Source organism: Lacihabitans soyangensis (assembly GCF_024343775.1).
GTDB classification, from domain to species: domain Bacteria; phylum Bacteroidota; class Bacteroidia; order Cytophagales; family Spirosomataceae; genus Leadbetterella; species Leadbetterella soyangensis.
Genome location: NZ_RJUF01000012.1, coordinates 39,085 through 62,291, shown reverse-complemented (window position 1 = coordinate 62,291; position 23,207 = coordinate 39,085). Strand labels below are relative to the sequence as shown.

Annotated in this window: 24 protein-coding genes; 8 read left to right on the top strand and 16 right to left on the bottom strand. The window is 37.1% G+C overall.

What is annotated here, in order from left to right; translation table 11 throughout:
* The first annotated feature begins 71 nt into the window (after nt 1-71).
* Nucleotides 72-2,390, top strand: coding sequence for a RecQ family ATP-dependent DNA helicase (locus tag EGI31_RS06625; protein ID WP_255036405.1), 2,319 nt, complete (start codon nt 72-74; stop codon nt 2,388-2,390).
* A gap of 72 nt (nt 2,391-2,462) precedes the next feature.
* On the opposite strand, the gene EGI31_RS06620 is transcribed toward EGI31_RS06625, so the two are convergent.
* A complete protein-coding gene (locus EGI31_RS06620; protein ID WP_255036404.1) occupies nt 2,463-3,602 on the bottom strand; it encodes a DUF8457 domain-containing protein in 1,140 nt (379 codons plus the stop codon).
* Nucleotides 3,603-3,700: 98 nt separating this feature from the next.
* Between EGI31_RS06620 and EGI31_RS06615 the strand changes: the two genes are divergently transcribed.
* Nucleotides 3,701-4,276, top strand: a complete 576-nt coding sequence (locus tag EGI31_RS06615; protein WP_255036403.1) for a thymidine kinase — start codon at nt 3,701-3,703, stop codon at nt 4,274-4,276.
* Here EGI31_RS06615 and EGI31_RS06610 read toward each other — a convergent pair whose 3' ends face one another.
* The 6 genes from EGI31_RS06610 to atpB all read right to left on the bottom strand — a co-directional run bounded on the left by EGI31_RS06610 (nt 4,277) and on the right by atpB (nt 8,073).
* The gene (locus tag EGI31_RS06610) at nt 4,277-4,555 is read right to left on the bottom strand and encodes a hypothetical protein (protein ID WP_255036402.1); all 279 of its coding nucleotides are present in this window, start codon (nt 4,553-4,555) and stop codon (nt 4,277-4,279) included.
* A 1-nt stretch (nt 4,556) separates the two neighbouring features.
* On the bottom strand, nt 4,557-4,952 hold the full coding sequence (locus EGI31_RS06605; protein WP_255036401.1) for a hypothetical protein: 396 nt from the start codon (nt 4,950-4,952) through the stop codon (nt 4,557-4,559).
* Nucleotides 4,953-5,497: 545 nt separating this feature from the next.
* A complete protein-coding gene (gene atpH / locus EGI31_RS06600) occupies nt 5,498-6,031 on the bottom strand; it encodes an ATP synthase F1 subunit delta (protein ID WP_255036400.1) in 534 nt (177 codons plus the stop codon).
* Between the two features lie 42 nt (nt 6,032-6,073).
* Entirely contained in the window at nt 6,074-6,583 is a 510-nt protein-coding gene (atpF, locus tag EGI31_RS06595; RefSeq protein WP_255036399.1) for a F0F1 ATP synthase subunit B, read from the bottom strand.
* A 96-nt stretch (nt 6,584-6,679) separates the two neighbouring features.
* The gene (gene atpE, locus EGI31_RS06590; RefSeq protein WP_255036398.1) at nt 6,680-6,946 is read right to left on the bottom strand and encodes an ATP synthase F0 subunit C; all 267 of its coding nucleotides are present in this window, start codon (nt 6,944-6,946) and stop codon (nt 6,680-6,682) included.
* Between the two features lie 89 nt (nt 6,947-7,035).
* Nucleotides 7,036-8,073: a F0F1 ATP synthase subunit A gene (atpB, locus tag EGI31_RS06585; protein ID WP_255036397.1), complete on the bottom strand. Its 1,038-nt coding sequence runs from the start codon at nt 8,071-8,073 to the stop codon at nt 7,036-7,038.
* A 681-nt stretch (nt 8,074-8,754) separates the two neighbouring features.
* Between atpB and dnaA the strand changes: the two genes are divergently transcribed.
* On the top strand, nt 8,755-10,173 hold the full coding sequence (gene dnaA, locus EGI31_RS06580) for a chromosomal replication initiator protein DnaA (protein ID WP_255036396.1): 1,419 nt from the start codon (nt 8,755-8,757) through the stop codon (nt 10,171-10,173).
* On the opposite strand, the gene coaE is transcribed toward dnaA, so the two are convergent.
* From coaE to EGI31_RS06565, 3 genes are read right to left on the bottom strand one after another with little or no spacing between them, the layout of a single operon-like run.
* Nucleotides 10,163-10,738: a dephospho-CoA kinase gene (gene coaE, locus EGI31_RS06575; protein WP_255036395.1), complete on the bottom strand. Its 576-nt coding sequence runs from the start codon at nt 10,736-10,738 to the stop codon at nt 10,163-10,165. The genes dnaA and coaE overlap by 11 nt on opposite strands.
* Nucleotides 10,726-11,730: a glycosyltransferase family 2 protein gene (locus tag EGI31_RS06570; RefSeq protein WP_255036394.1), complete on the bottom strand. Its 1,005-nt coding sequence runs from the start codon at nt 11,728-11,730 to the stop codon at nt 10,726-10,728. Before EGI31_RS06570 ends, coaE begins: the two co-directional genes overlap by 13 nt.
* Before the next feature lie 2 nt (nt 11,731-11,732).
* Nucleotides 11,733-12,077, bottom strand: a complete 345-nt coding sequence (locus EGI31_RS06565) for a YbaB/EbfC family nucleoid-associated protein (RefSeq protein WP_255036393.1) — start codon at nt 12,075-12,077, stop codon at nt 11,733-11,735.
* Between the two features lie 113 nt (nt 12,078-12,190).
* On the opposite strand from EGI31_RS06565, the gene EGI31_RS06560 reads away from it, so the two are divergent.
* Together EGI31_RS06560 and EGI31_RS06555 are read left to right on the top strand one after the other, a co-directional pair.
* The gene (locus tag EGI31_RS06560) at nt 12,191-13,396 is read left to right on the top strand and encodes a M20/M25/M40 family metallo-hydrolase (RefSeq protein ID WP_255036392.1); all 1,206 of its coding nucleotides are present in this window, start codon (nt 12,191-12,193) and stop codon (nt 13,394-13,396) included.
* Between the two features lie 4 nt (nt 13,397-13,400).
* Nucleotides 13,401-13,769 carry a CoA-binding protein gene (locus tag EGI31_RS06555; protein WP_255036391.1) on the top strand — a complete coding sequence of 123 codons (369 nt, stop codon included), beginning with the start codon at nt 13,401-13,403 and terminating at the stop codon, nt 13,767-13,769.
* A 9-nt stretch (nt 13,770-13,778) separates the two neighbouring features.
* On the opposite strand, the gene EGI31_RS06550 is transcribed toward EGI31_RS06555, so the two are convergent.
* The 4 genes from EGI31_RS06550 to EGI31_RS06535 form a co-directional block, all read right to left on the bottom strand.
* Nucleotides 13,779-14,831, bottom strand: coding sequence for a hypothetical protein (locus tag EGI31_RS06550; protein ID WP_255036390.1), 1,053 nt, complete (start codon nt 14,829-14,831; stop codon nt 13,779-13,781).
* Nucleotide 14,832: 1 nt separating this feature from the next.
* Complete coding sequence (locus EGI31_RS06545) at nt 14,833-15,345, bottom strand: hypothetical protein (RefSeq protein WP_255036389.1); 513 nt, start codon at nt 15,343-15,345, stop codon at nt 14,833-14,835.
* A complete protein-coding gene (locus tag EGI31_RS06540; protein ID WP_255036388.1) occupies nt 15,342-15,896 on the bottom strand; it encodes an RNA polymerase sigma factor in 555 nt (184 codons plus the stop codon). The genes EGI31_RS06545 and EGI31_RS06540 overlap by 4 nt, the downstream gene beginning before the upstream one ends.
* A 125-nt stretch (nt 15,897-16,021) precedes the next feature.
* Nucleotides 16,022-18,406, bottom strand: a complete 2,385-nt coding sequence (locus EGI31_RS06535) for a M1 family metallopeptidase (protein ID WP_255036387.1) — start codon at nt 18,404-18,406, stop codon at nt 16,022-16,024.
* A gap of 214 nt (nt 18,407-18,620) precedes the next feature.
* Between EGI31_RS06535 and cysM the strand changes: the two genes are divergently transcribed.
* Entirely contained in the window at nt 18,621-19,493 is an 873-nt protein-coding gene (cysM, locus tag EGI31_RS06530; protein ID WP_255036386.1) for a cysteine synthase CysM, read from the top strand.
* 199 nt (nt 19,494-19,692) lie between these two features.
* Here cysM and pyrE read toward each other — a convergent pair whose 3' ends face one another.
* Nucleotides 19,693-20,316 (bottom strand): orotate phosphoribosyltransferase, encoded by a 624-nt coding sequence (gene pyrE / locus EGI31_RS06525; RefSeq protein ID WP_255036385.1) that lies wholly within the window; start codon nt 20,314-20,316, stop codon nt 19,693-19,695.
* Between the two features lies 1 nt (nt 20,317).
* Nucleotides 20,318-21,610 carry a hemolysin family protein gene (locus EGI31_RS06520; RefSeq protein ID WP_255036384.1) on the bottom strand — a complete coding sequence of 431 codons (1,293 nt, stop codon included), beginning with the start codon at nt 21,608-21,610 and terminating at the stop codon, nt 20,318-20,320.
* Between the two features lie 153 nt (nt 21,611-21,763).
* Between EGI31_RS06520 and EGI31_RS06515 the strand changes: the two genes are divergently transcribed.
* Together EGI31_RS06515 and EGI31_RS06510 are read left to right on the top strand one after the other, a co-directional pair.
* Nucleotides 21,764-22,447 carry an NUDIX hydrolase gene (locus tag EGI31_RS06515; RefSeq protein ID WP_255036383.1) on the top strand — a complete coding sequence of 228 codons (684 nt, stop codon included), beginning with the start codon at nt 21,764-21,766 and terminating at the stop codon, nt 22,445-22,447.
* Nucleotides 22,448-22,539: 92 nt separating this feature from the next.
* Nucleotides 22,540-23,139 (top strand): hypothetical protein, encoded by a 600-nt coding sequence (locus EGI31_RS06510; protein WP_255036382.1) that lies wholly within the window; start codon nt 22,540-22,542, stop codon nt 23,137-23,139.
* The last annotated feature ends 68 nt before the right edge of the window (nt 23,140-23,207 follow it).

Sequence of the window (23,207 nt, the reverse complement as noted above, 5' to 3'; positions counted from 1 at the left end):
CATTAAGAATTTAATTCACCACGTCAAAAAAAGCGGCGTGCTTTAATTTTTAATGCTTTATAGAACTAGCTATGATTGATGTATCAATTGAAAACAGCCTAAAGAAAAACCTAAAGGAAATATTTGGGTTTGATAATTTTAGAGGAGAGCAGGAAAAAATAATAAAAAGTATTGTTTCTGGCAAAAACACTTTTGTAATTATGCCAACTGGAGCGGGCAAATCGCTTTGCTACCAGCTTCCAGCTACCGTATTAGAAGGAACTGCCATAGTGATTTCTCCATTGATTGCTTTGATGAAGAATCAGGTAGATCAGATGATGGCTTTTGGTATAAACGCTCAGTTTCTAAACAGTACGCTGAATAAATCAGAGATGAATCGCGTCAAAAATGACGTGGTAAGCGGAGCCTGTAAATTGTTATACATTGCACCTGAGTCTCTTACCAAGGTAGACAATCTAGAATTTCTAAAGAAAGCCAAAATATCTTTTGTGGCTGTGGACGAAGCCCACTGTATATCAGAATGGGGACATGATTTCAGACCAGAATACAGGAAAATTAAAGAAATTATTGAGTCCATTGACGATAACCTTCCAATCATTGCTTTGACTGCCACTGCGACACCTAAAGTGCAACTGGACATCAAGAAGAGCTTGGATATGGATGATTCGGTGATCTATAAGACATCGTTTAACCGAGCCAACCTTTATTATGAGGTTAGACCAAAACTTAATGCAAAAAAACAACTGATTAACTTTTTGGCTCAGTACAAAGGAAAATCAGGAATAGTGTACTGCTTGAGTAGAAAAAAAGTTGAGGAAATAGCTGAGCTTTTGGTAGTTAATGGCTTCAAAGCTCTTCCATATCACGCAGGTTTAGACTCTGACGTGAGGATGAAAAACCAAGATGCGTTTTTGAACGAAAACTGTGACGTGGTGGTAGCAACTATTGCCTTCGGCATGGGAATAGATAAGCCAGACGTAAGATTTGTGGTTCATTATGACGCTCCGAAATCGCTCGAAGGTTACTATCAGGAAACTGGTAGAGGCGGACGAGACGGATTAGATGGTTCATGTTTGATGTTCTATGCATTAGACGACATCACCAAACTTGAGAAGTTCAACAAAGATAAAAACGTAACGGAAAGAGATAACGCCAAGGCCCTTTTAATGGAAATGGTGGCGTATTCATCCCTCGGGGTTTGTAGAAGAAGACAGTTGTTAAGTTATTTTGGAGAGCAGACAGAGAAAAACTGTGGTTTTTGTGACAACTGTAACAAGCCAACCAAAACCTTCAGAGGTGAGGAAGAAGTCATCTTGGCCCTTAACACGATTCTTAAAACCGAACAGCGTTTCTCAGCCAATCACATTGCGGATATCCTAACAGCCAATACCAAAGATAACCCAGCCATAGCAAGCTATGAGCACGACAAACTCGAAATGTTTGGCAAAGGCTTGAAATACTTTAACCTTTCAGAGAAGTTTGAGGAAGAAGAAGAGGAAGATGAGGATGAAATAGTTGTAAACAAAAAACCGAAAGCCGATATTAATGCAGATGGTAAAATATCAGCTGCTGACAAATGGGTGTCTATCATCAGACAATTGATGGTTTTTGGATATCTTGAAAAAGACATCGATAATTATGGCGTAGTTAAATTATCCGAAAAAGGCCAAAAATATCTACAAGATCCTTACTCTATTACTTTCTCAGAGGATCACGATTTGAACGAAACAGAAGGCAGTGGAGAAGATGAGTTGCAGCAAACTGCTGGACCTTCTGGCGGAAGCGGTGCTTCTGACCAAGCTTTGTTGGAACTCTTGAAAGCTCTTCGTAAAAAAATAGCTAAAGAGAAAAATGTTCCGCCTTATGTGGTTTTTCAAGATCCTTCTTTGGAAGAAATGGCGACCACGTACCCTTCAAATGTGCAAGAATTGGCACAAGTCAATGGTGTGGGAATGGGTAAGGTGCAGAAATTCGGTATGCCGTTCTTGGATCTAATTATAAAATATGTAAAGGACAATGAAATAGAAACTTCGGCAGATTTGATGGTAAAAACCACCGTGAACAAATCGAAAACGAAGATATTTATTATTCAGCAAATAGATAGAAAGATTGACCTTGAAGAGATAGCTGAAGCCAAAGAAATGAACAGCGAAGAACTTCTAAACGAAATAGAAAGTATTTGTTTTTCAGGCACCAAGCTAAACCTTGATTACTACATCAATCAAATAATTGACAAAGACAAACAGAGAGATATCTACGAATATTTCATGACTTCAGCCTCGGACGAAATCAAAGTAGCCATGAAGGAATTCGACGATTATGACGATGAAATAACCGAAGAGGAGCTAAGACTTATGAGAATCAAGTTTTTATCCGAAATGGCAAACTAATAAAAAAGGCTTTCAATTATTTGAAAGCCTTTTTTATAATATCTTTTTGTTCGCAAACCATTATAACACAGCTTAGTTATATCTTCTTTTCAAAATATCAAAAAACTCCTCGGCCTCCGGGCTATTCAAATCCCATTTGTATTTCGGCAAATATTTCTTAATCATTTGTTCTTTGGCTTCTGAGAAACTGTTACAACTTTCTAGCTCCTCTATGGCTCCATTAAAAACACTGGAATCAGAACCGAACAAGTTGTTAATGAATAGAAACTTTTGGTTCAATGAAATATTACCTTTTATAGAATCAATTTTTCGTTTTTGGTGAAAATCAGAGAGCGAACTATTCTCTGAAGTCATTTGCATAGACTCATGCAATGTCACTGTGGTTTCCTTCTCTATGGTTCTGGTTACAGGATTTTCTGTAATCACTGTTTCTATTTTCTCCTGCACTTGCGTCAGTCTCATTTCGGTAATTGGCTCGTCTTTCTCTTCTACCACAACTGTTGGAGTAATCACCTCAGGTTCTTTGGCTATCATTTGAGGCTTAGCCATTTTGTACTCTTCTATGCTATCAAAAAAAGACTGATAAGGATTGGTTGCCGGAGCCGCAGGTTGATTTTCACCCGCAATTTTAGAGATATCAGCCAATTCCTTACTATGATCCTCTATCCTATTATCATCAAAAAACTGATTTATAAAATCTATGGCTTCGTTGGCATAAATAAAGCTCACGCCGTTCAGTTTACTCAACAATTCACGCAAAACCCAATTGTAATCTTTGAAAAACTTACCATTTTTAGTTAACCAATCAGCCGTAAGTTTAAAATCCGTCAGATTTCTCATTTCCTCTACAAAAAAGGCTTTAGGATCAGAAAACAAACTTATGGTTTTCTTTACCGATGTTTCCAGAATACCTTTAAAATTCTCACCATTAACCTGAATATGCCTCGATAGTATATTCATAAAATCATCCAAAGCTTTTTGTACCTCGGGTTCGGCATAATTAAAATATGGACTCTTTAGTCTAGAAATTTCCATCTGCCATTTTTCAAACAGTTCTTTGAGTATAAAAAGATTGAGTTGTTTTACTTCTGTTAGGCCTATTATTTCGCTTCCGTTAATATTTTCTTTTGTCTTAAAGTACTCTTCACAAACTACTTCGGCAAATGCCTGAGAAGTATTTTTTATTTCGGCCACATTCCATTTGTTGGTCATCGGATAATTCTGTTTTTTTGTAATCTATTTGAAATGGTACAAGAAGCCTAATGCAAATGCTTTGCCATTTTAGATATAAACGTAAAATTAATGAAAATATGTTCATAGAACCCAAAAGAGGCAAGGCGAAAGATACCAAAAGTGGCTGGATTGAAGTCATAACGGGTTCTATGTTTTCTGGTAAAACAGAGGAGTTAATCAGGCGTCTAAAACGGGCTCAGATAGCAAAACTGAATGTGGAAATATTCAAACCCAAAATAGATGTGAGATATGACGAAAACGATATTGTTTCACACAATCAAAATGCTATACGCTCCACGCCAGTAAACACAGCTGAAGAAATATTGCTTTTGAGCGGAAACTGCGACGTGGTGGGTATCGATGAGGCACAGTTTCTTGATCAGTCTATTGTTGAAGTCTGTAATAAATTATCATTTCAAGGCAAAAGAGTCATCGTGGCGGGTTTGGACATGGACTCTAAAGGATTGCCGTTTGGTTCAATGCCCCAACTCCTTGCAGTGGCGGAGTATGTAACAAAAGTGCACGCTATATGTGTGAAGTGTGGCGACATTGCACATTTTTCTTACAGAAAATCAAATGCCGAAAATTTGATTCTTCTTGGAGAGCACGACATCTATGAAGCTAGATGCCGTACTTGTTTCCAAGAAAATTGATTACTTATTCTTGTAGTTTCTGTTTCTGAGAGATTGCTCTTTTGGTAACACCAACTGATACGCCTCCACAGTATCCATCTTAGCCGGCTGCTTGTAATTTCTAGCAACCCTAAGTGTAGCCTTTTTCATGGTCAAATTTAAACTTTTAACCTTTACTTTTCCAGTTTTATAGTTTCTGTCGTCTTCCAATGGACTGACACTTTGACCAAACGCCGAAACCGAGATAAACATCACGAATAATAATTCGATAAAAATCTTGATTAAAAATGGTGAATTCATATTAATACTCGTAGTTTTTTTGTTGATACAATTCGTTATCCTCGTTGAACTTATAGCCAAACAATGCTCTGTAAGTAGGTAGCATGTACAAGTACTCTTCCAGTTTCTTTTGTGCTGGCGTATATACATTGTAATTCTCAGTGGCCAGATTTCTAAACATTGAGATCAAATACTTCAATGCGTCAGAATTGGAGGCGAAATCAACAAATTTGTAGTGTAGAAATTTATTCTCTTCAGCATCTGGATTATACATCACTAAGTCTAAATCCATGCCTAACTGACTTACTACTGAAAAAGTTTTTTGAACTGGTTTAGGCAGAAGGTTATTATCTACCAAAAAATCGATTATCTCAACGGTGTCGTTGTTTACGTACAAATTAGCTCCTATGTGTCTCATTTTCTTATTATATTTTGTTGTACAGTCAAATTGACTTAGACAAAACAAGAAAAGATTTTTTACTCTACCAAATGCTCAAAATTGGGCTAATCGGTGCAAAATGAGCTAAAAAAGAGGTTATTTTTTTATTTTTTACGAAAAATAGATTTGATTTTTTGGACGATTTGAAAGAAAAATGAATTTATTCTATTTTCTACTTAAAGTATAAATTGATTTATCAAAAAAAAATATTTTCATTTTTTTGATAATTTCTTTAAATATTGGCAGAATTAACACTTCAGTAACAATTACGGGCCTGAAAAATGAAATTTTACAAAATAAACTGGACCCAAAAAGCAGTTGTATCAGACCGAAAAGAGGACATGAATCAAAATATCGAGAAGACAAAATGAAATCGAAAACTAAGAAGCGAGTGTGGAATTTAGACTTCTCAAACCTCAACAGATAACTCAAATTATACAATTACCAATACCCCTAAAACAGAAAAAACCTCCGAAAAAACGGAGGCCTTTCTCAACTTTATAGCCATGAAAACTAATTCTTACTTAGGATAGTGCCAGTTTCAATTCGTTAAGTTTCTTTTTAACAGAGGTGTCAATTTGCGTATCACCTACTCTCAAAACATAACCACCAATCAAACTCTCATCTACACTTTCTTCAATCAGCACTTGCTTGCTTATAGCATTAGAAACCAACTTGGCAAATTCTGCCTTTTGTGCTTCTGTCAATGCCACTGATGATGAAATCTGCACTATTTGAACACCAGTCTGCAAATTATACAATTTTTGAAATTCTTTCGCAATTGGATAAATGAGTTTCTCTCTGTTCTTTTTAGTTAAGACGCTAAAAATTGAGTAGGTCACATTATTTACATTATTTTCGAATATTTTTTTCAAAATACTCAATTTCTTGTCGTGCCTTACAATTGGATTGGCCATTACAGCCACGAAATTAGCGTTCTCGTCACATATCGCCTCAAAAAACGACATGTCCTTATTTACTTCATCCACTACGCCTTGCTGATTTGCCAAGTCAATTAAGGCTTTGGCATAACGATAGGCAACTATTGATTCTGACATAGTTTTATTAAAAAATTTTCAATCAAATAACTGATTGAGGTATTAATTCAATTTTGCGTCTGCTACAAGTTCACTAACAAATGATTGTTGAGTGGCTTTATCAGAAAGTTCTTTTCGGATTACTTTTTCAGCAATCTCTATCGAAAGTGTAGCCACATCTTTCTTGATTTGGCTCATCATTTTCACTCTTTCTTGGTTCATCACCTCACGAGCATCTTCCATAATCTTGTTGCCTTGTTCGATAGCTCTGTCTTTAGCTTCAGCAATCATTTTATCAGATGCTTCTTTGGCCTCTTTGATTATAAAATCTCTTTCCTTTTTAGCTTCTGCTACAAGTTTGTCATTGTCCGACTTCAACTTGGCCATTTCTGCCCTTGTTTCCTCAGCCATACGCAAAGCACCCTCAATTTCGCCTTCTCTCTCTTTCAAAGCCGAAAGGATACCTTTCCAAGCAAACTTCCATAGGATAAATACCAATGAACCAAAAACTACTAGCTGCCAAAAAATAAGACCTGGACTAGGGTTCAACAATGCGTTATCTAATAAAATCATTTTTGTACAATTATAAATAATAAATTTAAATTCAAAATATTCCCAACATTAACACCTAATGTGAATAATGCTGGGAATGTAGATTCCTAAAATAGCTTAAGCCATTTTGAAAGAAATCAAAAGACAAATTACAGCAGCAAAAAGAGCTACGGCCTCGATCAAGGCAGCGATGATGATCATCATAGACTGGATTTTACCAGCTGCCTCCGGTTGACGAGCAACACCTTCCATTGCACTTCCACCGATTCTACCGATACCCAGACCTGCACCAATAGCTGCAAGACCTGCACCAATACCTGCTCCCATTACAGCAAGACCTTTACCGTCTGCTGCTGCTTGTAAAATAATGTTCAATAAAGACATAATTTTATTTTTTTATTTTCTCCCCCCCTCCGAAGATGATTTGTAATTAACCTCTTTATAGGGGAATAAAGAGGAATGCTTTTAATATCTTAGTGATGCTCCTCGGCGTGGTGCTCTTCAATAGCACTACCGATATACATCGATGTTAGTAACGTAAATATGAACGCTTGCAAAAATGCCACAAGTAATTCAATAGCACTCATGAACAATGCAAATACGCCAATAGCCGGAGCCACTGCCCAACTTTTGAATATAAATATCAAACCAAACAAACTCAACATAATGATGTGACCTGCGGTGATGTTTGCGAAAAGACGAATCATCAACGAGAGTGGTTTCATCAAAACACCCACAACTTCTACAGGAATCATAATTACCCACATCCATTTTGGTGTATTCGGCAACAATATGTGCTTCCAATAGTATTTGTTGGCACTAAGGTTTGTAATTAAGAATGTGATCAAGGCCAGAACCAATGTAATGGCAATGTTACCTGTTAAGTTAGCTCCACCCGGCAATAATCCTAATAGGTTATTGATAAAAATAAAGAAGAACAAAGTAAGTAGATATGGGAAGTACTTTCCGTAGTTTTTGCCGATTGAAGGTTTAACTACTTCGTCTCTCATGTAAACGATCAATGGCTCAAGGAATGACTGAATGCCTTTAGGGGCTTTTCCTTTGTTTTGCACGTAGCCTTTTGAAACTGAAGTAAATATCAAAATCAATAACAACGCACCTAACATTAGAGTGGCTACGTTTTTAGTAATCGAGAAATCCATAGGATGAATAGCCTCGTTTACGGTTCCGTCAGCGTTAACTCTTACAATATGCTCATGCTCGTTTTTGTAGTCATTGTAAACTTGACCGTGGTCTAATCTGCTAGAAGAAAAAACCTCAATACCTCTGTCAGCGGTGTAAAGTATGATTGGAAGTGGGAGTTTAACACCGTGTGTAAATTCCCAACCGTGTTCATCAGCGATGTGGTGCATAATCATGCCGCCGATGTCAAATTTCTCTTCTTCGTGACCAGCAGTAGTTGCCGCGGCGTGTTCTTCAGTATGTTGAGAAAAAGAAGGTGAAATACCTAAAATAATGCAAAAAACTAAGGAATAAACGTATTTAAACATAAGTAGTACTTTTATAAACTCTTTGTTAAAAGATGCCATTTTCAAAAACGACGCAATTTACTAAGTAAAGTTGAAATTTCAAAAATTGTAAAAAATAAATATAATACAAAAACATTCAGCACGAACAGATTCTGATTTTCTTTATACATAAACAAACCGAATCCAATAAAAACCAAAAGAAGTATAAACCTCAAAACCACCGATGCAAGGTAAAATTGAACAAAATTTTCTCTTTTGTTAGTCATTCCTTGCTCCACCAACATTTTAACGAGAAAATCTAAGGCTACAAAAAATGCAAAAATCACCCAAATTTTAGAATGCAAAAAATGTTGCCAAGGAGAAAGTTTAACTAAAAATAGTACAATAAATAAAATGAAACTCAAAGCATATTTTTTTAAAACCATTTGTGCTTATTTTTAAAATTAGTAAACAGAAAAATACCCGAAGAATATCTTGTTTTTCAAAACAAATGCAAAACTAATCATGCTTTATTGCCGAATACTTTATTTTCAAATTTAATTTTTTAAAGACGCCAATTAGATTTTGAGGCAGCATTCTTCAATTGATTTGTACTAAATCAAGATACCTCCATTTTAATAAAAAAAAATCCACTTGTCGTGCTTTTTTTTTCTACATTTGTAGCCCCAAAAATAAGACGAAAATAAATTAACAAAAGAGAAATTGGAAACCAAAGTTCAAAATGATGTATCACAAGTTTGGCGTGACTGCCTTGCGGTTATCCGTGAGAATGTGACCGAACAAAGCTATAAAACATGGTTTGAACCGATCATTCCCTACAAGTTAATTAACAAACGTCTTATTATTCAGGTACCTAGTCAGTTTTTTTACGAATGGCTTGAAGACAATTACGTAAAAATCCTGAGAAAAGCTTTGGATTACGCCATCGGTAAAGATGGGCAGTTGGAATACACAATAATAATTGACAGAGGTGCTGCTAAACCGACAACGAATCCGCCTGTAGGAACTCCAAATAAAGCTCAACCCGCGGCACCAATAGTGCCTCCTACTCAAAAAAACCCGTTCGATCTTAAGGCATTTAATGAAAAACAGATAGAGTCTTTTTTAAATAAGAGCTATGGTTTTGAGAATTTTGTGGAAGGCGACTGTAATCGTTTGGCTAGAGCGGCCAGTTTTGCTGTTGCTCAAAAACCCAGCACAACCTCATTTAATCCTTTGATGATCTATGGTGGTGTAGGTTTGGGCAAAACTCACTTGGTGCAAGCTATTGGCAATTACATAGAGAAGCAGTCAGAAAACAGTAAGATTGTACTGTATGTATCTTCTGAGAAATTCACTAGCCAGTTTATTAATGCCATCAGGGAAAACAGCTTGCAGGATTTCATGGCATTCTATATGCGAGTGGACGTTTTGATATTAGACGATGTACAGTTTTTGTCAGGAAAAGAGAAAACGCAAGAGACTTTTTTCCATATATTTAATCACTTACACCAAACTGGCAAACAAATAGTAATGACCTCTGACCGCCCTCCAAGGGAATTGTCGGGTATGGAAGACCGTTTACTGTCGAGATTTAAGTGGGGATTAACTGCTGATATTCAAGCTCCTGATTTAGAAACCAGAATAGCCATTATCCAAAATAAGGTAGAAGAAGAAAAGGCTATAATGGATGAAGAAGTTATTGAGTATTTAGCTCACTGCATAGATTCCAACGTAAGGGAACTTGAAGGTGTGGTTATCTCGCTAATTGCTGATTCGGCATTGACAAGAAGAAAGATAAACTTGGATATGGCCAAGTTTAGGGTGAAAAGTATTGTGGAGGAAAATCAAAAAGTGATTTCTATAGACAAAATAATCGAAGTGGTTACGGATTATTTCAGGATAAAAGTAAGCGACATAAAAGGTAAAACCAGATTACGAGAGGTGGTTTTGCCGAGACAAATAGCCATGTATTTGGCCAAGGAATTCACAACACTTTCATTAAAAGCCATTGGTTATCATTTTGGTGGAAGAGACCACAGCACGGTCATACACGCCATTCAGACGGTTAATGATTTAATAGACTTTGACAGAGACGTAGCGGGCCATGTGAAGGAACTCAAAGATGGCTTTAAGAAATAAGTTTCTTATAAATTTCTAAAACCTGAGGAATCAAAAGCGATTTTTCATCATTATTTATTACAAAGTCGGCCATTTCCAGAAATTCCTCGGGAGATTTCTGGTTAGCAAGAATGTTTTCTATTTCTGTTAGGTTTCGATGGGTATCTCTTATCAAAAGCCGTTTTATCTTTAATTCTTTCGGGCTGTCCACCACAATTATCTTGTCGAGACCTGCATTTCGATTCATAATGGCCGCCTCCTTAATAACAAATGGAGCATTTTGAACAATTAACCAGTCTTCAAAATCCTGCCCTACTCTTGGGTGAACAATCTGATTGAGTTTTTTTAATAAATCTTTATTTTGAAATACTGCCTTGGAAACGAATTCTTTGTTGTACTTGCCTTCTTTGTTATAAGCTTCGTCACCTAGAAGTTCTTTAATTTCAGAGATAATAGTTTCGTGATGCTCAATAAGCCATTTAGCTCTTTGGTCGGACTCGTAAATAGGCACTTCTAGCAGTGAAAAAAGCTTGGCCACCAAACTTTTTCCTGAACCAATACCACCAGTCAAACCTACTTTGAGCATATTTCAGTATACGTTTTTTGTTTTTTCACAAAATATCTCCAAACCACCGAAAAATTACTGAGCTTTCGATAAGCTTGGTAAGAACCGCCACGTTTTTTGGTTAAATAAGGTATCATGGCATAAAAACCAAAATGTGCTTTGGCCACCGCAAAAAAATCTTTGACATTACCATCTTTCAAAAACTTTAAAGATGAAATACCATCTAAAATCAACCTTGTGAAAATTACTGGAAAAAGTTTATTAGTTGGCAAATTTTTGTACAGCATGGCCAAGTTATTCCTGAAATTCAAATAGGTTTTAAATGGATTGGTTTTATTCAGTGTGCCCCCACCAACGTGATAAACCACTGAGCTTGATTCATATTGAATAGTGAAACCTGCATTATGAATACGCCAACACAAGTCAATCTCTTCCATGTGTGCGAAAAAACGCTCGTCAAATCCCCCTAAGTCTTTAAAAACCTTGGCTTTAATGAAAAAACTAGCACCTGTAGCCCAGAAAATATCCGTAGGAGTTTGATATTGACCAAGATCTTTTTCTAAGGAATCAAAAATACGGCCTTTGCAAAAGGCATAACCGAATTTATCCAAAAAGCCACCAGCTGCACCAGCATATTCGAAATGGTCTCTTTTGTTAAAATCCAAGAGTTTCGGTTGAATTGCAGCGATACTCGGATTTTCGGCTGCTCTTTTTAAGATTGGAGTTAACCAATTGGGAGTGACCTCCACATCGGAATTGAGTAGAACTAAATTTTCATGTTGAATATGAGCCAACCCGTGGTTGTAACCTCCCGCAAAACCATAATTGACCTCATTACAAATGACTTGTGTTTGCGGAAAGTTTTCCTTCAAAAAGGAGAGTGAATGGTCTGTGGAACAGTTGTCTATGATTATTACATCCGCCTCGGGACTGTTTTCTATAACATTAGGCAAGAATTGTTTTAGGAATCCAAGCCCGTTATAATTCAGAATAACAACTGCGGTATCTTTCAAAACTACTTATTGAAAATATTTCCTAAATCAAATCCTGGAATCTTTGGCATCATACCTTCAGTCACTTTGCTCATTTCGTTTTTTACTTTTCCGTCAATATCGGCCAAAGCTTTATTTGCAGCGGCTACGATTAAGTCCTGTACCATTTTGGCATCTGAAGGATTGAGTAATTCCGGCTCAATTTCGATACTCAACAACTCTTTCTTTCCATTGACAGTGACTTTGACCATTCCCCCACCAGACTCGGCTTCAGTTACAATATCACCTAATTTTTCTTGGGCTTCAAGCATTTTAGCTTGCATATCCTTTACTTTGCCCATCATTCCCATCATATCTAACATCGACATACGCTTTTTCTTTTTTGCAAAATTAAGATATATACTAAATAAATTCTTGGATTTCCTTAAATTTAACCTTTCAAACAAAAAATATGTTTAACCAAACATAAGCTTCATCATTTATGAAATATTTAGTATTCCTACTTTTCGTTGCTTTTCAAATAAATGCCCAGACCAAAAATCTCAAAAAACATATCAACTATTTGGCCTCAGATCAGCTAGAGGGAAGAGGGACAGGTACCGCTGCCGAATCCAAGGCCGGAGATTATATCATCGATCAATTCAAAAAAATAGGATTGAAACCCTTGGGAGAAAACGGAAACTATAGGCAGCTTTTTGCGGCAAAAAAAGGAGTTCCGCCCAACATAAGCCAAGTAAACGCAAACAATATTTTAGGTTGGATTGACAACGGCAAAACGGAATCGATCATCATCGGAGCTCATTATGACCACCTTGGAATGGGCGATCAGGGAAGTTCTTTGCTGGCAAATTCGAATGGACAGGTGCACAATGGAGCTGACGATAATGCATCAGGTGTAGCTGGAATGATAGAATTAGCTAGATATTATGCTAAAAATAAGATTACTGAAAATTATAATTTTATATTTCTAGCCTTCTCGGGAGAAGAACTCGGCCTAATGGGTTCAAAATACCTTTTGGACAATCCGACTTTTGACCTCAAAAATATCAATTGTATGGTAAATCTGGACATGATTGGCAGATATAGAGAAGACAAAGGTGTGAGTATTGGGGGAATTGGCACAAGTAAGTTTTGGGAGGCTAACGCCTCAAAACTGGCCACGGAAATGAATATAAAACATACGCTGGACTCTGCCGGAATAGGACCTTCGGATCATACTTCTTTCTATTTGAAAGACATCCCTGTTTTATTTTTGTTTACCGGAGCTCATCAAGAATATCATAAACCAACTGATGACGCCAATTTGATCAATTACGAAGGTGAGGCCCTGCTTTTGGATTATATCAAAAACATCATTGAGAGACTGAATGCCAGTCCAAAAATTGATTTCAAAAAGACTTCTAACCCACATTCGACAGCCACTAAAAGCAGTTTCAAAGTAACCATGGGCGTAATTCCTGATTATTCTTTTGATGGAAAAGGCTTGAAAATAGACGGAGCTTCAGAAGGAAGACCTGGAGAAAAGGCGGGTTTAAAGGCAGGAGACATTATTACGAAAATTGGTGAACACGAAATAAAAGATGTATATGGCTATATGGCCGCTTTGGGCAAATTTGAAAAAGACCAAACAGTGCCAGTTATAGTAAATCGTAAAGGAGAAATATTAACTTTAAATTTAACTTTTTAAAAAAATGCACAACAAAAAAACCTTGGTGCTCGGGGCAAGCACAAAGCCAGGCAGATATGCCTTAATGGCTGCTGAAAGATTGCTACAAAAAGGTCATACAATAGAGCTTTTGGGCAAGAATATAGGTAATGTTGGCGGTGTAGATATCAAAACCAACACCGATGAGATTGAAAAAGATATAGACACCGTAACCGTTTACTTGAGTGAGCCTAATCAACAAGAATACGAAGATTTTCTACTAAAAATGAAACCTAAAAGGGTAATATTCAACCCTGGTGCTGAAAATCTCGATCTTGAAGCAAAGCTAGAAGCACAAGGTACAGAGGTGATTGAAGCTTGTACACTTGTGATGCTAGGAACTGGGCAGTATTAAAAAAACTGACTATTTTATTTTCACATCGCCGAAATTAGAGATAATCAATATCTTGGTATCGGTGTTGGTAGTTGTACCTATCTTCCCTTGGTAAGAATTTGATACTTTCGGTTTATATCCTGATTTCTTACCATCAGTTTCTGAATTCTTGAAGAAATGAACCATCAGTGCTGGATCTACCCAAAAACTTCCGTGTGAGGTTTTTATATCGAAAACACCGTTGAACTTTTCGCTAATCGGTAAATCGATGTTGGAATAGTTTGAAAAAATTTCTAATTTTTTGACTTTTTCGTCTATGTTTTCGATTCTAAAGTTCTTGGAGTAATTGACATTCAACTTTACTGCTTCTTTGATGTTTCCAAAAACACCACCTGAGTAATTCATCACCCCTTCAATGTCTTCTAAATACTTGGCCTTCAGGCTTCCATGATTATTTTTCATGTTTACATTCCGCATTTCACCCATATTTACAGCAGTGAAATTTGAGTTAATGTCGCCACCGAGCAAAGCTTTTATGTTGGCCACTCCATAATTCATGCTTATTTTGGAGTCTGGATTTGAGATTTTAGCCGCGTGTAGCGTACAATAGTTTAGATTTAGGGTCAAAGGAGCCGTAAAATCTGGCAAGGTTACTTCTCCAAAACTATTAGAAATAACCAATTCCAAGTTTTTAGGAATGTAGACACTGTAATCAATCTTGAAACTTGAATTTTTGTCTTTATTCCAAGACTTCATATTATAGTTTTCCTTTCTGATAGAGGTATAGACCTTCACCTCGTCACCATTCTTTTGGCCATTTACACTTATCGATTCTATAAATTCATCTAACTGGCCAGGTGAAGGAGCATTGGCGGTAACTTGCACGTTTACGGTAATATTTTTTTGTGTTGTAAAATATACTTTAACATCACCAAATTGATTGGCAATTTCAAGCTTTTCCACGCCTCCAGAGCTGTAATTAAAATTAAATTCCTTTCTCTTTTCGATTAGAGGACTCTCATGAGCTTGGGCCAAAGACACACCCAAAACAAAGATTATCAAATAATTAATATATGTTTTCATATTAAAGTATTTCGTGTTTGTTAACATCTACTGCTATAGCAGTTTGTTGGTTGAGAAGCTCAATTTGCCATTTAAGATTCTGTACCATAGCCTCAAACAATTGGTCATGGTTCGGATTGTGAGGCAACTGCGACTTCAGGTATTCGAAATTTTTCTGCAAGTCAGATAAATCACTCAAAAAAGCCTTTTGCAGTTCAGGATTTTTCTCAATTAAATCCTCCAAGTTTTTCTTTTTCTCACTTACAGCCTCGGTGTAGGTAACCAAAGTAGGCTCAGAGCTGATCATTTTGTCTTGTTTGGATGCAAAAACCTCCTCTTTGGAATACTTTCCAAACCAAAAACCAACACCCAAACAAATAATTATACCAGCGGCAATCCTCCAAATTTTACTATTTACCCAAATTGTTGGTTTAGGTTTTGGGGGCAATTGCTTTTCTAATTTTGTCCATAAATCAGGAGAAACTTCCTCCTCAAATTTTACTCTGTTCTTACTTATAAACTCTTCTAATTTCATTGTTTAACCCTTAAAATTTCTAATAGTTTTGATTTCCCTCGTATATATTGACTCCTTGAAGTCACCTCGCTAATTCCTAAAATGGCACCTATCTCTTGGTGGTCGTAGCCCTCGAACAAATACAGATTCAGAACCACTCTAAAGCCATTGGGCAAGCTGGTTATACCTTTTTTAATTCGCTCAATAGTCTCCATCTTCTCCTCTAGATCGTCGTCGTCATCGCTCACAAAAGTTGACTCCATTTTGTCGTCAATTTCTTCTAAAACTACTTTTCTGCTTCGAAGTTTAGCAATAGACTTATTTACAACTATTGACTTCAACCAGGCACCAAAAGTAGACTCTCCTCTAAACATTCCTATTTTCATGAATCCATCCAAAAATGACTCCTGAATCACATCCTCGGCCTCTTCCCTATCTCCAACAATCCTCAGTGCCGTGTTAAACATCGCCTTGATATACAAATTATAAATCTCTCGCTGGGCCACAGGGTTACCCACCTTGCAAAGCTCTACTAGCTCACTTGTCTTGTCTTTTGTATATTCGTAACTCAAACTAGGATTGTTTCGTTTAAAGATGAACGACAGAAAAAAAAGTTGCAAGTTTTTTCAAAAATAAAATAAAAAAGAGAGATAAGCCTGACTTACCTCTCTCTCAAAAATCTTAGAATCTTGCAAAATTAGTTTCTACCACTGCTTCCAACGCCAGCAGCATCATTCTTTTTGGCTTCCTGCATCGGGTTTAGGCCTTGTGGTCCAAACGAACGCTGCTTCATCAACTGAAACTTCGTTGGAGCTTCTGGCTCTTTTGGAAAACTATTGTTTGCGGTATCAATATCTGCTATTTCCATGTAAGGATCAAGCTTGAACTTCTCCACTTTTTTCTTAGTTGGAATAGTCTTGGTAATTTCAACGTCATTTAGTCTCCATATTTCGGCTGGATATCTAAAATCCTCAGTGGTTCCATCTTCATAAACGGCTTGAACTATTACAGGCATTACCAATCCGCCTTTATTCTTAATTTTCAAAACGTAATAGTTCATTCCAGACTCTAAAAGTTTCTGATCATCAGGAGACAACGAGGATTTATAGGCCTCATATTTTTTCTTGTCAGCTTCAGTAACAGCATATCTATCATATGAATTATAGAAATCTTTCATAGAAGGATCAGCCTCCACAACTGACTGTGGAATGTCTTTTTTATCACGCATTTTGCTCATGGTTTTGGCTTTAGCCTCATCCATTTTCTTGATTTCAGCTTTGCTTAACTCGGGATTCTGGGTATCCAGTGAATACCATTGTACCTCCGCCAGATCTTGATCTACAGGCTCCACAGTGTAGAACCATCCTTTCCAGAACCAATCCAAATCAACACCCGAAGCATCTTCCATAGTACGGAAGAAATCTGCTGGCATTGGACTCTTGAATGCCCAACGACGTGCGTATTCTTTAAATGCCGCATCGAAAAGTTCTCTACCCATGATAGTTTCACGAAGCATATTTAGTCCAGTAGCTGGTTTAGCGTAAGCATTTGGTCCAAAAGCCATGATGTTGTCAGATGAACTCATGATTGGCACCTGCTGTGTCTTGTCGGTTTTCATGTATGGCACGATGTCCTGCGGCTCTCCTCGGCGAGCTGGATAATCTTTGTCCCACTCTTTTTCGGCCAAATATTGACAGAAAGTATTCAAACCCTCGTCCATCCAACTCCATTGTCTCTCGTCCGAGTTCACAATCATCGGGAAGAAATTGTGACCTACTTCGTGGATAATTACTCCTATCATACCGTATTTGGTACCTTCAGAGTAAGTACCGTCTGGCTCTGGCCTTCCTCCGTTGAAGCTAATCATTGGATATTCCATACCACCACCGCGTGTTGCATGACAAGAGATAGCTACAGGATATGGATATTCTATGGTATGTTGGCCATAAGACCTCAACGTATGCTCTACAACACGAGTTGAGTATTTTTCCCAAAGAGGATTTCCTTCTTTAGAATAAAAAGACATACTCCATATTTTCTTTCCATTGCCATAAACATCTGTTTGCATCGCATCCCAAATGAATCTTCGAGAAGTAGCAAATGCAAAGTCTCTCACTTTTTTGGCAGTAAAGATCCAAGTTTGTTTGTTGGTACTTTTAAATTTCATTCTTTCCTCTGCCTCGGCTTGTGTGGCCAAAATCACAGGAGTTTTAGAGGTAGAAGCCTCTTTCATCCTTTGCTGCTGCACTTTAGACAACACCTTGGCGTAATTTTGACACTCACCAGTGGCACCCAAAATATGATCATCAGGAACGGTAATTTCTACTTTGTAGTCACCGAATGGAAGTGTAAACTCTCCTTGACCCAAAAACTGTTTGTTTTGCCAGCCGCTTACGTCGTCATACACGCACATACGAGGAAACCAATGGGCAATAAAATAGTTGTAGTTACCGTCTTTTTCAAAAAACTCGTAGCCAGATCTGCCATAGTATTCGGTAATGTTGTATTCCCACTCAATTTTGATAGAAGTAGCAATGGTGGGCTTCAATGAAACGGGAATGTCCACTCTCATCATGGTTCCGTTGATGGTATAAGGAATATTAGCACCTTTCAAATCTTTTACAGATTTTATCTTGTAGCCATACTCTTTTTCAGCTGTGATGGTGGTATTTACCGAACTTGGAGAATTCATACCATTTAACTGAGTACTACTCATCTGTGGATTTACACCACCAGTTTTACCAAGAGCATTAATTGAATTTTTCTGAAATAAATTTTGATCTAACTGCAACCAAAGGTATTTCAAATCATCTGTTGAGAAATTGGTGTAAGTAATTATCTCAGAGCCTATTATACGTTGATTTACATCATCCAGCTCGGCTTTGATGTCATAATCAGCTTTGTTTTGAAAATAATCCTTACCAGGAGCACCTGAGGCGGTACGAAAAGTATTAGGAGTAGGCAAGGTTCCGCCTAGTTGTTCAAACCTTGTATTGGCATTGTAGGTAGTACCAGAAGGACCTTGGGCCACAACAACTATGGTTGAAAACAAGAACGAGAAAGCCAAAAAGAGTTTTTTCATAATTGGTTTATTGATTAAGTGAATACACAATGCGAAAATATTCTTTTTAAGTTAATTTAACAATGACCTCATGAATTAAATGAGCTTTTTATAGACAAAAAATACTTTTTCTGAGAATTTTTATAAAACAAGGAATCAAAAACAAAAAAGGAGTGATAAGATTTCAAAATGCACTTTTTGGTTTAAATTTGAGTTTTGATTTAAAAGCCATTTTATGCCCGGAATATTAGACTTGATTGGAAATACACCACTTGCCGAATTGAGCAAACTTAGTCCAAACCCAAACGTAAGGATTTTCGCAAAACTTGAAGGAAACAATCCAGGCGGAAGCGTAAAAGACCGACCTGCACTGAATATGATCAAGAGTGCTTTAGAGCGAGGAGAAATAAAACCAGGCATGAAACTCATTGAAGCCACCAGTGGAAACACAGGTATAGCTTTAGCTATGATTGCATGCTTGTATAACATTGAAATAGAGCTCATTATGCCTTCAAACTCCACCAAGGAACGGGTAGATACCATGGAAGCCTACGGAGCTAAAGTAATTTTGCTTGAAAACATAGAGGCATGTAGAGACTACGCAGAGGAGAAATCCTCAACTGATGAATATTTGCAATTGAATCAGTTTGCCAATCCTGACAACTATCTGGCACATTATAAAACTACTGGCCCAGAAATCTGGCGAGATACCGAACAGAAAATCACACATTTTGTGGCTTCTATGGGTACTACAGGCACCATAATGGGCACATCGATGTATTTGAAAGAGCAAAATCCGAACATTCAAATAGTTGGATGTCAGCCCACCGAAGGTTCATCCATACCAGGCATAAGACGCTGGCCAGTAGAGTATTTACCCAAAATATTCGACCCGAGCCGTGTAGACAGAGTTTTTGATATTTCTCAAGAAGAATCTACCATTATGGCCAGAGAATTGGCTAAAAAAGAGGCCATTTTCGGTGGAATGAGTTCCGGTGGTCAGGCGGCTGCGGCCATTAAATTAGCCAAGGAATTGGATTCTGGGCTTATCGTATTTATCTGCTGCGATAGAGGAGATAGATATTTGAGCAGTGACTTGTTTGGGTGAATTTATCATTAAGCTTCATATTGGCACGCTCAAAAAACGGTTTTTTGTCCGCCACAATAAAAGCAACGCTGATTAAAATATTATTTTTGGTAGTTTATTTTGAAGAAAAACGGACATTAAATAGAAAAATCGATTGGATTTCATTAAAAAAAGCAGGCTTTTCGTCCTGCTTTTTTGATATATGCTAAACACCAAACCCTCACCACTTGGCAGGGTTTCTCCTCCACTTTTTGAGAGATTCAACATCAGAAGATTTTACGTATTCTTGTTTCAAAGCTTCATCAATCAGATAGTTGTAGTTGCTGAGAGTTACAAGTTTAAGATTTTTTTCGGCGAAATTTTCGTCTGCGGTTTTGAAACCATAGGTAAAAATAGCTATCATTCCTACTACTTCTATGCCTTGTTCTATCAATGCCTCCGCAGCTTTTATAGAGCTTCCACCCGTAGAAATAAGATCTTCTAGTACGACTACTTTCTGTCCTTTTTCTATTTTACCTTCTATTTGGTTACCCATGCCGTGTTCTTTCGGTTTAGGTCTTACATAAGCGAAAGGCAAGTTCATATAATCAGCCACTAAAGCACCTTGGGCTATGCCAGCCGTAGCCACTCCTGCAATTAGAGTAGCATCTGGAAATTCCTTTTTAATGGCTTTTGCTAAGGCTTTTTTTATAAATGTACGAGCCTCAACATCTGAAAGCGTGATGCGGTTGTCGCAATAGATGGGCGAATTCCAACCTGAACTCCATTTAAAGGGTTTCTCAGGACTTAGTTTTACGGCTTTGGTTTTTAGTAAAAAAGTAGCAATTTTTCTGGCGGTATTCATTTTAATCTTCTTTGTCCTCTATTTTCTTGGTAACCAACATCTTATCGATACGGTTTTTATCCATATCTACTATCTCAAATTCGAATTCACCCCACTCGAAAGTATCGCCAGTGGCTGGGATTTCTTGCAATATATGTAATGCAAAACCGCCCATGGTGTCGAAACCGGTGTATTCCTTTCGAGTTGGTAAGTCTATTTCAAATTCATTCAAGAAATCATCAAAAGGTAAGGAAGCATCTATCAGAAAACTACCATCCTCTCGCTCAGTTATTTCAAACTCAAACTCATTGGTTTCTGAGATATCGCCTACCAAAGCATCCAAAATATCGTTCATGGTAACAATACCTACCACGTTACCGTATTCGTCCACTATAATTCCAAAATGCTTACGCTCTTCCTGGAATTTTTCCAAAACCTGATAAGCATGATTATTTTCAGGAATATAAATTGCCGTTCGAAGATTGGTTTCTAATTTCTGAAGTTCATGATTAAGGTCTTTACCCAATAAATCTTTAATGTACAAAAGACCTCGCATGTCATTGATACCATCTTGACAAACAGGATAAACCGAGTGTTTTTTGTCGATAATTTTTTCTTTATTTACTTCAAAATCATCGTCCAAATCCAAGAAAGTCACCTCATTGATATTGGTCATCAAAGATGTAATTCTTCTATCACCCAGATGAAAGACATTCTGCACGATTTCGTGTTCTATTTCCTCTATAGTACCACCAGTTGCACCTTCTTGCATCAAAGTCTTGATCTCCTCTTCAGTTACCGAGCTATCGTTTTCTTTGAGGCCTATAAGTTTAAATATCAAATCGGAAGTTTTACTCAATAACCAAATGAAAGGCGATGTGAGCAAAGAAACGATGCTCATAGGTTTCACAGCGTACATGGCTATTTCCTCGGCTTTCGCCATACCTATGCGTTTTGGCACCAACTCGCCCAAAATCAAGGTAAAGTAAGTCAAAACTAATGTAATGAAAAACACCGCCAGAGTTTCGGCATAAGCCGCAAGACTTTCGAATTGCTGAAAAAATGGTATGAGGTAGCCCTTGAAAGTGTCGCCTGAATAAATACCTGTAAGGATGCTGATAAGAGTTATGCCGATTTGAACAGTTGAGAGAAATTTGCCTGGGGAATTGGCTAAGGCCAAGGCCGCCGCTGCTCTTCTATCACCGTTTTTAGAAGCAATTTCTAATTTCGTTTTTCGGGATGAAACCAGGGCAATTTCTGCCATCGAAAACAAACCATTAAGAACAATTAGAAAAAGAATTATTAAAATTTCCATTAAAAATTAAGATGATTATTCCAATCATCTACACTGATTTAACTGCAAAGTAACGAAATTTTTAAAATAGATAAAGTGCTTGGTATTAAAAAAAATGCTTGCGAGTCCTTTTAATAGATAAAACCATTAATTTTGTGTTTTTGAAAAACCATTATGCTCATATTTGTCAACAACAAGGCCATCACTATATCTGAAAGCACGCATTTCGTTAAAGATCATTCCAAGAATTTCGACCATGTTTTTGACATCAAAACCGAGATTGTAGAGTTTAAAGAATTGAGCGGCAATGTTCTGATAAAAAACGCCAACTTCAACAATATAATGACCTTCATTAAATTTGCCCAGTCCTCAAAGCCTGAGCGACTCGGACACTTGACTTTTGAGGTTAAAAACGAAGAACTTTTTAAACTGAAAATAAAAGACAAACTGCAGGTAATTAAAGCCGCTGGCGGTGTGGTTGAGAATCACGAGGGTAAAATACTAATGATGAAGCGTTTAGGTTTTTGGGATTTACCAAAAGGAAAGGCAGAAGCCAACGAAAAATCTAAAAAAACTGCAGAACGTGAAGTAGAAGAAGAATGTGGAGTAACTGTAATGGTGAACGACAAGATTTGTACCACCTGGCATACCTACATGATGAAGGGCAAATTGGTACTAAAGCAAACCAAATGGTACGCCATGAAACTCATATCTGATAAAAATATGAAGCCCCAAATAGAAGAAGACATAGAAGAACTCAAATGGATGAACGAAGAGGAAGTTGAACAAGCTCTCAAAAATTCTTATAACTCCATAGCCCATGTTTTAAAAAAATCAGAGCATTCTTTGCTTCTGTAATGTTAATAATTTGTAAATTTCGGCTGAAATTAAATAAACTATCATAAACCTCGTTTAGAGTACAATTTAAAACTTAAACCAATATATTTTTCATGAAAAAGATTCTTAGTATTCTTGTTGCTATCTGCATTACATTTCAGATGGTAAGTGCCCAAACCACTAAAAAAACTTCGGAGAAGAAACCAGCTAAAACAACCAAGGAGTCAAAAACTTCAAAAGAGAAATCAGCTGACAAAAAGGAAAAAACTACCAAGGAAACCAAATCTAAAGTAGACAAAGACTCAAAAACAAAAGGTGAAAAAGGTAGCAAAACCACCAAAGATGCTGACTCGAAGTCTAAAACTACCAAAGAAACAAAAGGTAAAGTAGACAAGGACAGCAAGAGTAAGACAGAAAAAGAAACGAAAACCAAGGTAGACAAAGACAGCAAAACCAAAGTTGATAAAACTACCAAAACAAACGATAAAGGTGACAGCAAGACCAAAGTAGAAAAAACTACCGTTGACAAAGGTTCAAAAACAAAAACAACTGAAACCAAAACTACACAAGCTGACAAAGGCACGCAAAAGAAAGTAGCTGGTGCAGACAAAGCTGTAGGTAAAGACGCCAAAGGTCGTACGATATATGAAGGCCCAAGAGGTGGCAGATACTACATTAACTCGAACGGAAACAAAACCTACGTTCAGGACTAATTAAAATATTTTAAAAAATATTGATAGCCCAGCGGAAACGTTGGGCTATTTTTTTTAATTTTGACTCT

What these genes read in the sequence shown, in the direction of transcription:
- EGI31_RS06565 (WP_255036393.1), bottom strand. Translation starts at nt 12,077, where the DNA reads ATGTCGATGTTAGATATGATGGGAATGATGGGCAAAGTAAAGGATATG.
- EGI31_RS06615 (WP_255036403.1), top strand. Translation starts at nt 3,701, where the DNA reads ATGTTCATAGAACCCAAAAGAGGCAAGGCGAAAGATACCAAAAGTGGC.
- EGI31_RS06545 (WP_255036389.1), bottom strand. Translation starts at nt 15,345, where the DNA reads ATGAAATTAGAAGAGTTTATAAGTAAGAACAGAGTAAAATTTGAGGAG.
- pyrE (WP_255036385.1), bottom strand. Translation starts at nt 20,316, where the DNA reads ATGAATACCGCCAGAAAAATTGCTACTTTTTTACTAAAAACCAAAGCC.
- cysM (WP_255036386.1), top strand. Translation starts at nt 18,621, where the DNA reads ATGCCCGGAATATTAGACTTGATTGGAAATACACCACTTGCCGAATTG.
- atpB (WP_255036397.1), bottom strand. Translation starts at nt 8,073, where the DNA reads ATGTTTAAATACGTTTATTCCTTAGTTTTTTGCATTATTTTAGGTATT.
- EGI31_RS06520 (WP_255036384.1), bottom strand. Translation starts at nt 21,610, where the DNA reads ATGGAAATTTTAATAATTCTTTTTCTAATTGTTCTTAATGGTTTGTTT.
- EGI31_RS06535 (WP_255036387.1), bottom strand. Translation starts at nt 18,406, where the DNA reads ATGAAAAAACTCTTTTTGGCTTTCTCGTTCTTGTTTTCAACCATAGTT.
- EGI31_RS06555 (WP_255036391.1), top strand. Translation starts at nt 13,401, where the DNA reads ATGCACAACAAAAAAACCTTGGTGCTCGGGGCAAGCACAAAGCCAGGC.
- atpE (WP_255036398.1), bottom strand. Translation starts at nt 6,946, where the DNA reads ATGTCTTTATTGAACATTATTTTACAAGCAGCAGCAGACGGTAAAGGT.
- EGI31_RS06510 (WP_255036382.1), top strand. Translation starts at nt 22,540, where the DNA reads ATGAAAAAGATTCTTAGTATTCTTGTTGCTATCTGCATTACATTTCAG.
- EGI31_RS06515 (WP_255036383.1), top strand. Translation starts at nt 21,764, where the DNA reads ATGCTCATATTTGTCAACAACAAGGCCATCACTATATCTGAAAGCACG.
- EGI31_RS06620 (WP_255036404.1), bottom strand. Translation starts at nt 3,602, where the DNA reads ATGACCAACAAATGGAATGTGGCCGAAATAAAAAATACTTCTCAGGCA.
- EGI31_RS06560 (WP_255036392.1), top strand. Translation starts at nt 12,191, where the DNA reads ATGAAATATTTAGTATTCCTACTTTTCGTTGCTTTTCAAATAAATGCC.
- coaE (WP_255036395.1), bottom strand. Translation starts at nt 10,738, where the DNA reads ATGCTCAAAGTAGGTTTGACTGGTGGTATTGGTTCAGGAAAAAGTTTG.
- atpF (WP_255036399.1), bottom strand. Translation starts at nt 6,583, where the DNA reads ATGATTTTATTAGATAACGCATTGTTGAACCCTAGTCCAGGTCTTATT.
- EGI31_RS06605 (WP_255036401.1), bottom strand. Translation starts at nt 4,952, where the DNA reads ATGAGACACATAGGAGCTAATTTGTACGTAAACAACGACACCGTTGAG.
- EGI31_RS06625 (WP_255036405.1), top strand. Translation starts at nt 72, where the DNA reads ATGATTGATGTATCAATTGAAAACAGCCTAAAGAAAAACCTAAAGGAA.
- atpH (WP_255036400.1), bottom strand. Translation starts at nt 6,031, where the DNA reads ATGTCAGAATCAATAGTTGCCTATCGTTATGCCAAAGCCTTAATTGAC.
- EGI31_RS06610 (WP_255036402.1), bottom strand. Translation starts at nt 4,555, where the DNA reads ATGAATTCACCATTTTTAATCAAGATTTTTATCGAATTATTATTCGTG.
- EGI31_RS06550 (WP_255036390.1), bottom strand. Translation starts at nt 14,831, where the DNA reads ATGAAAACATATATTAATTATTTGATAATCTTTGTTTTGGGTGTGTCT.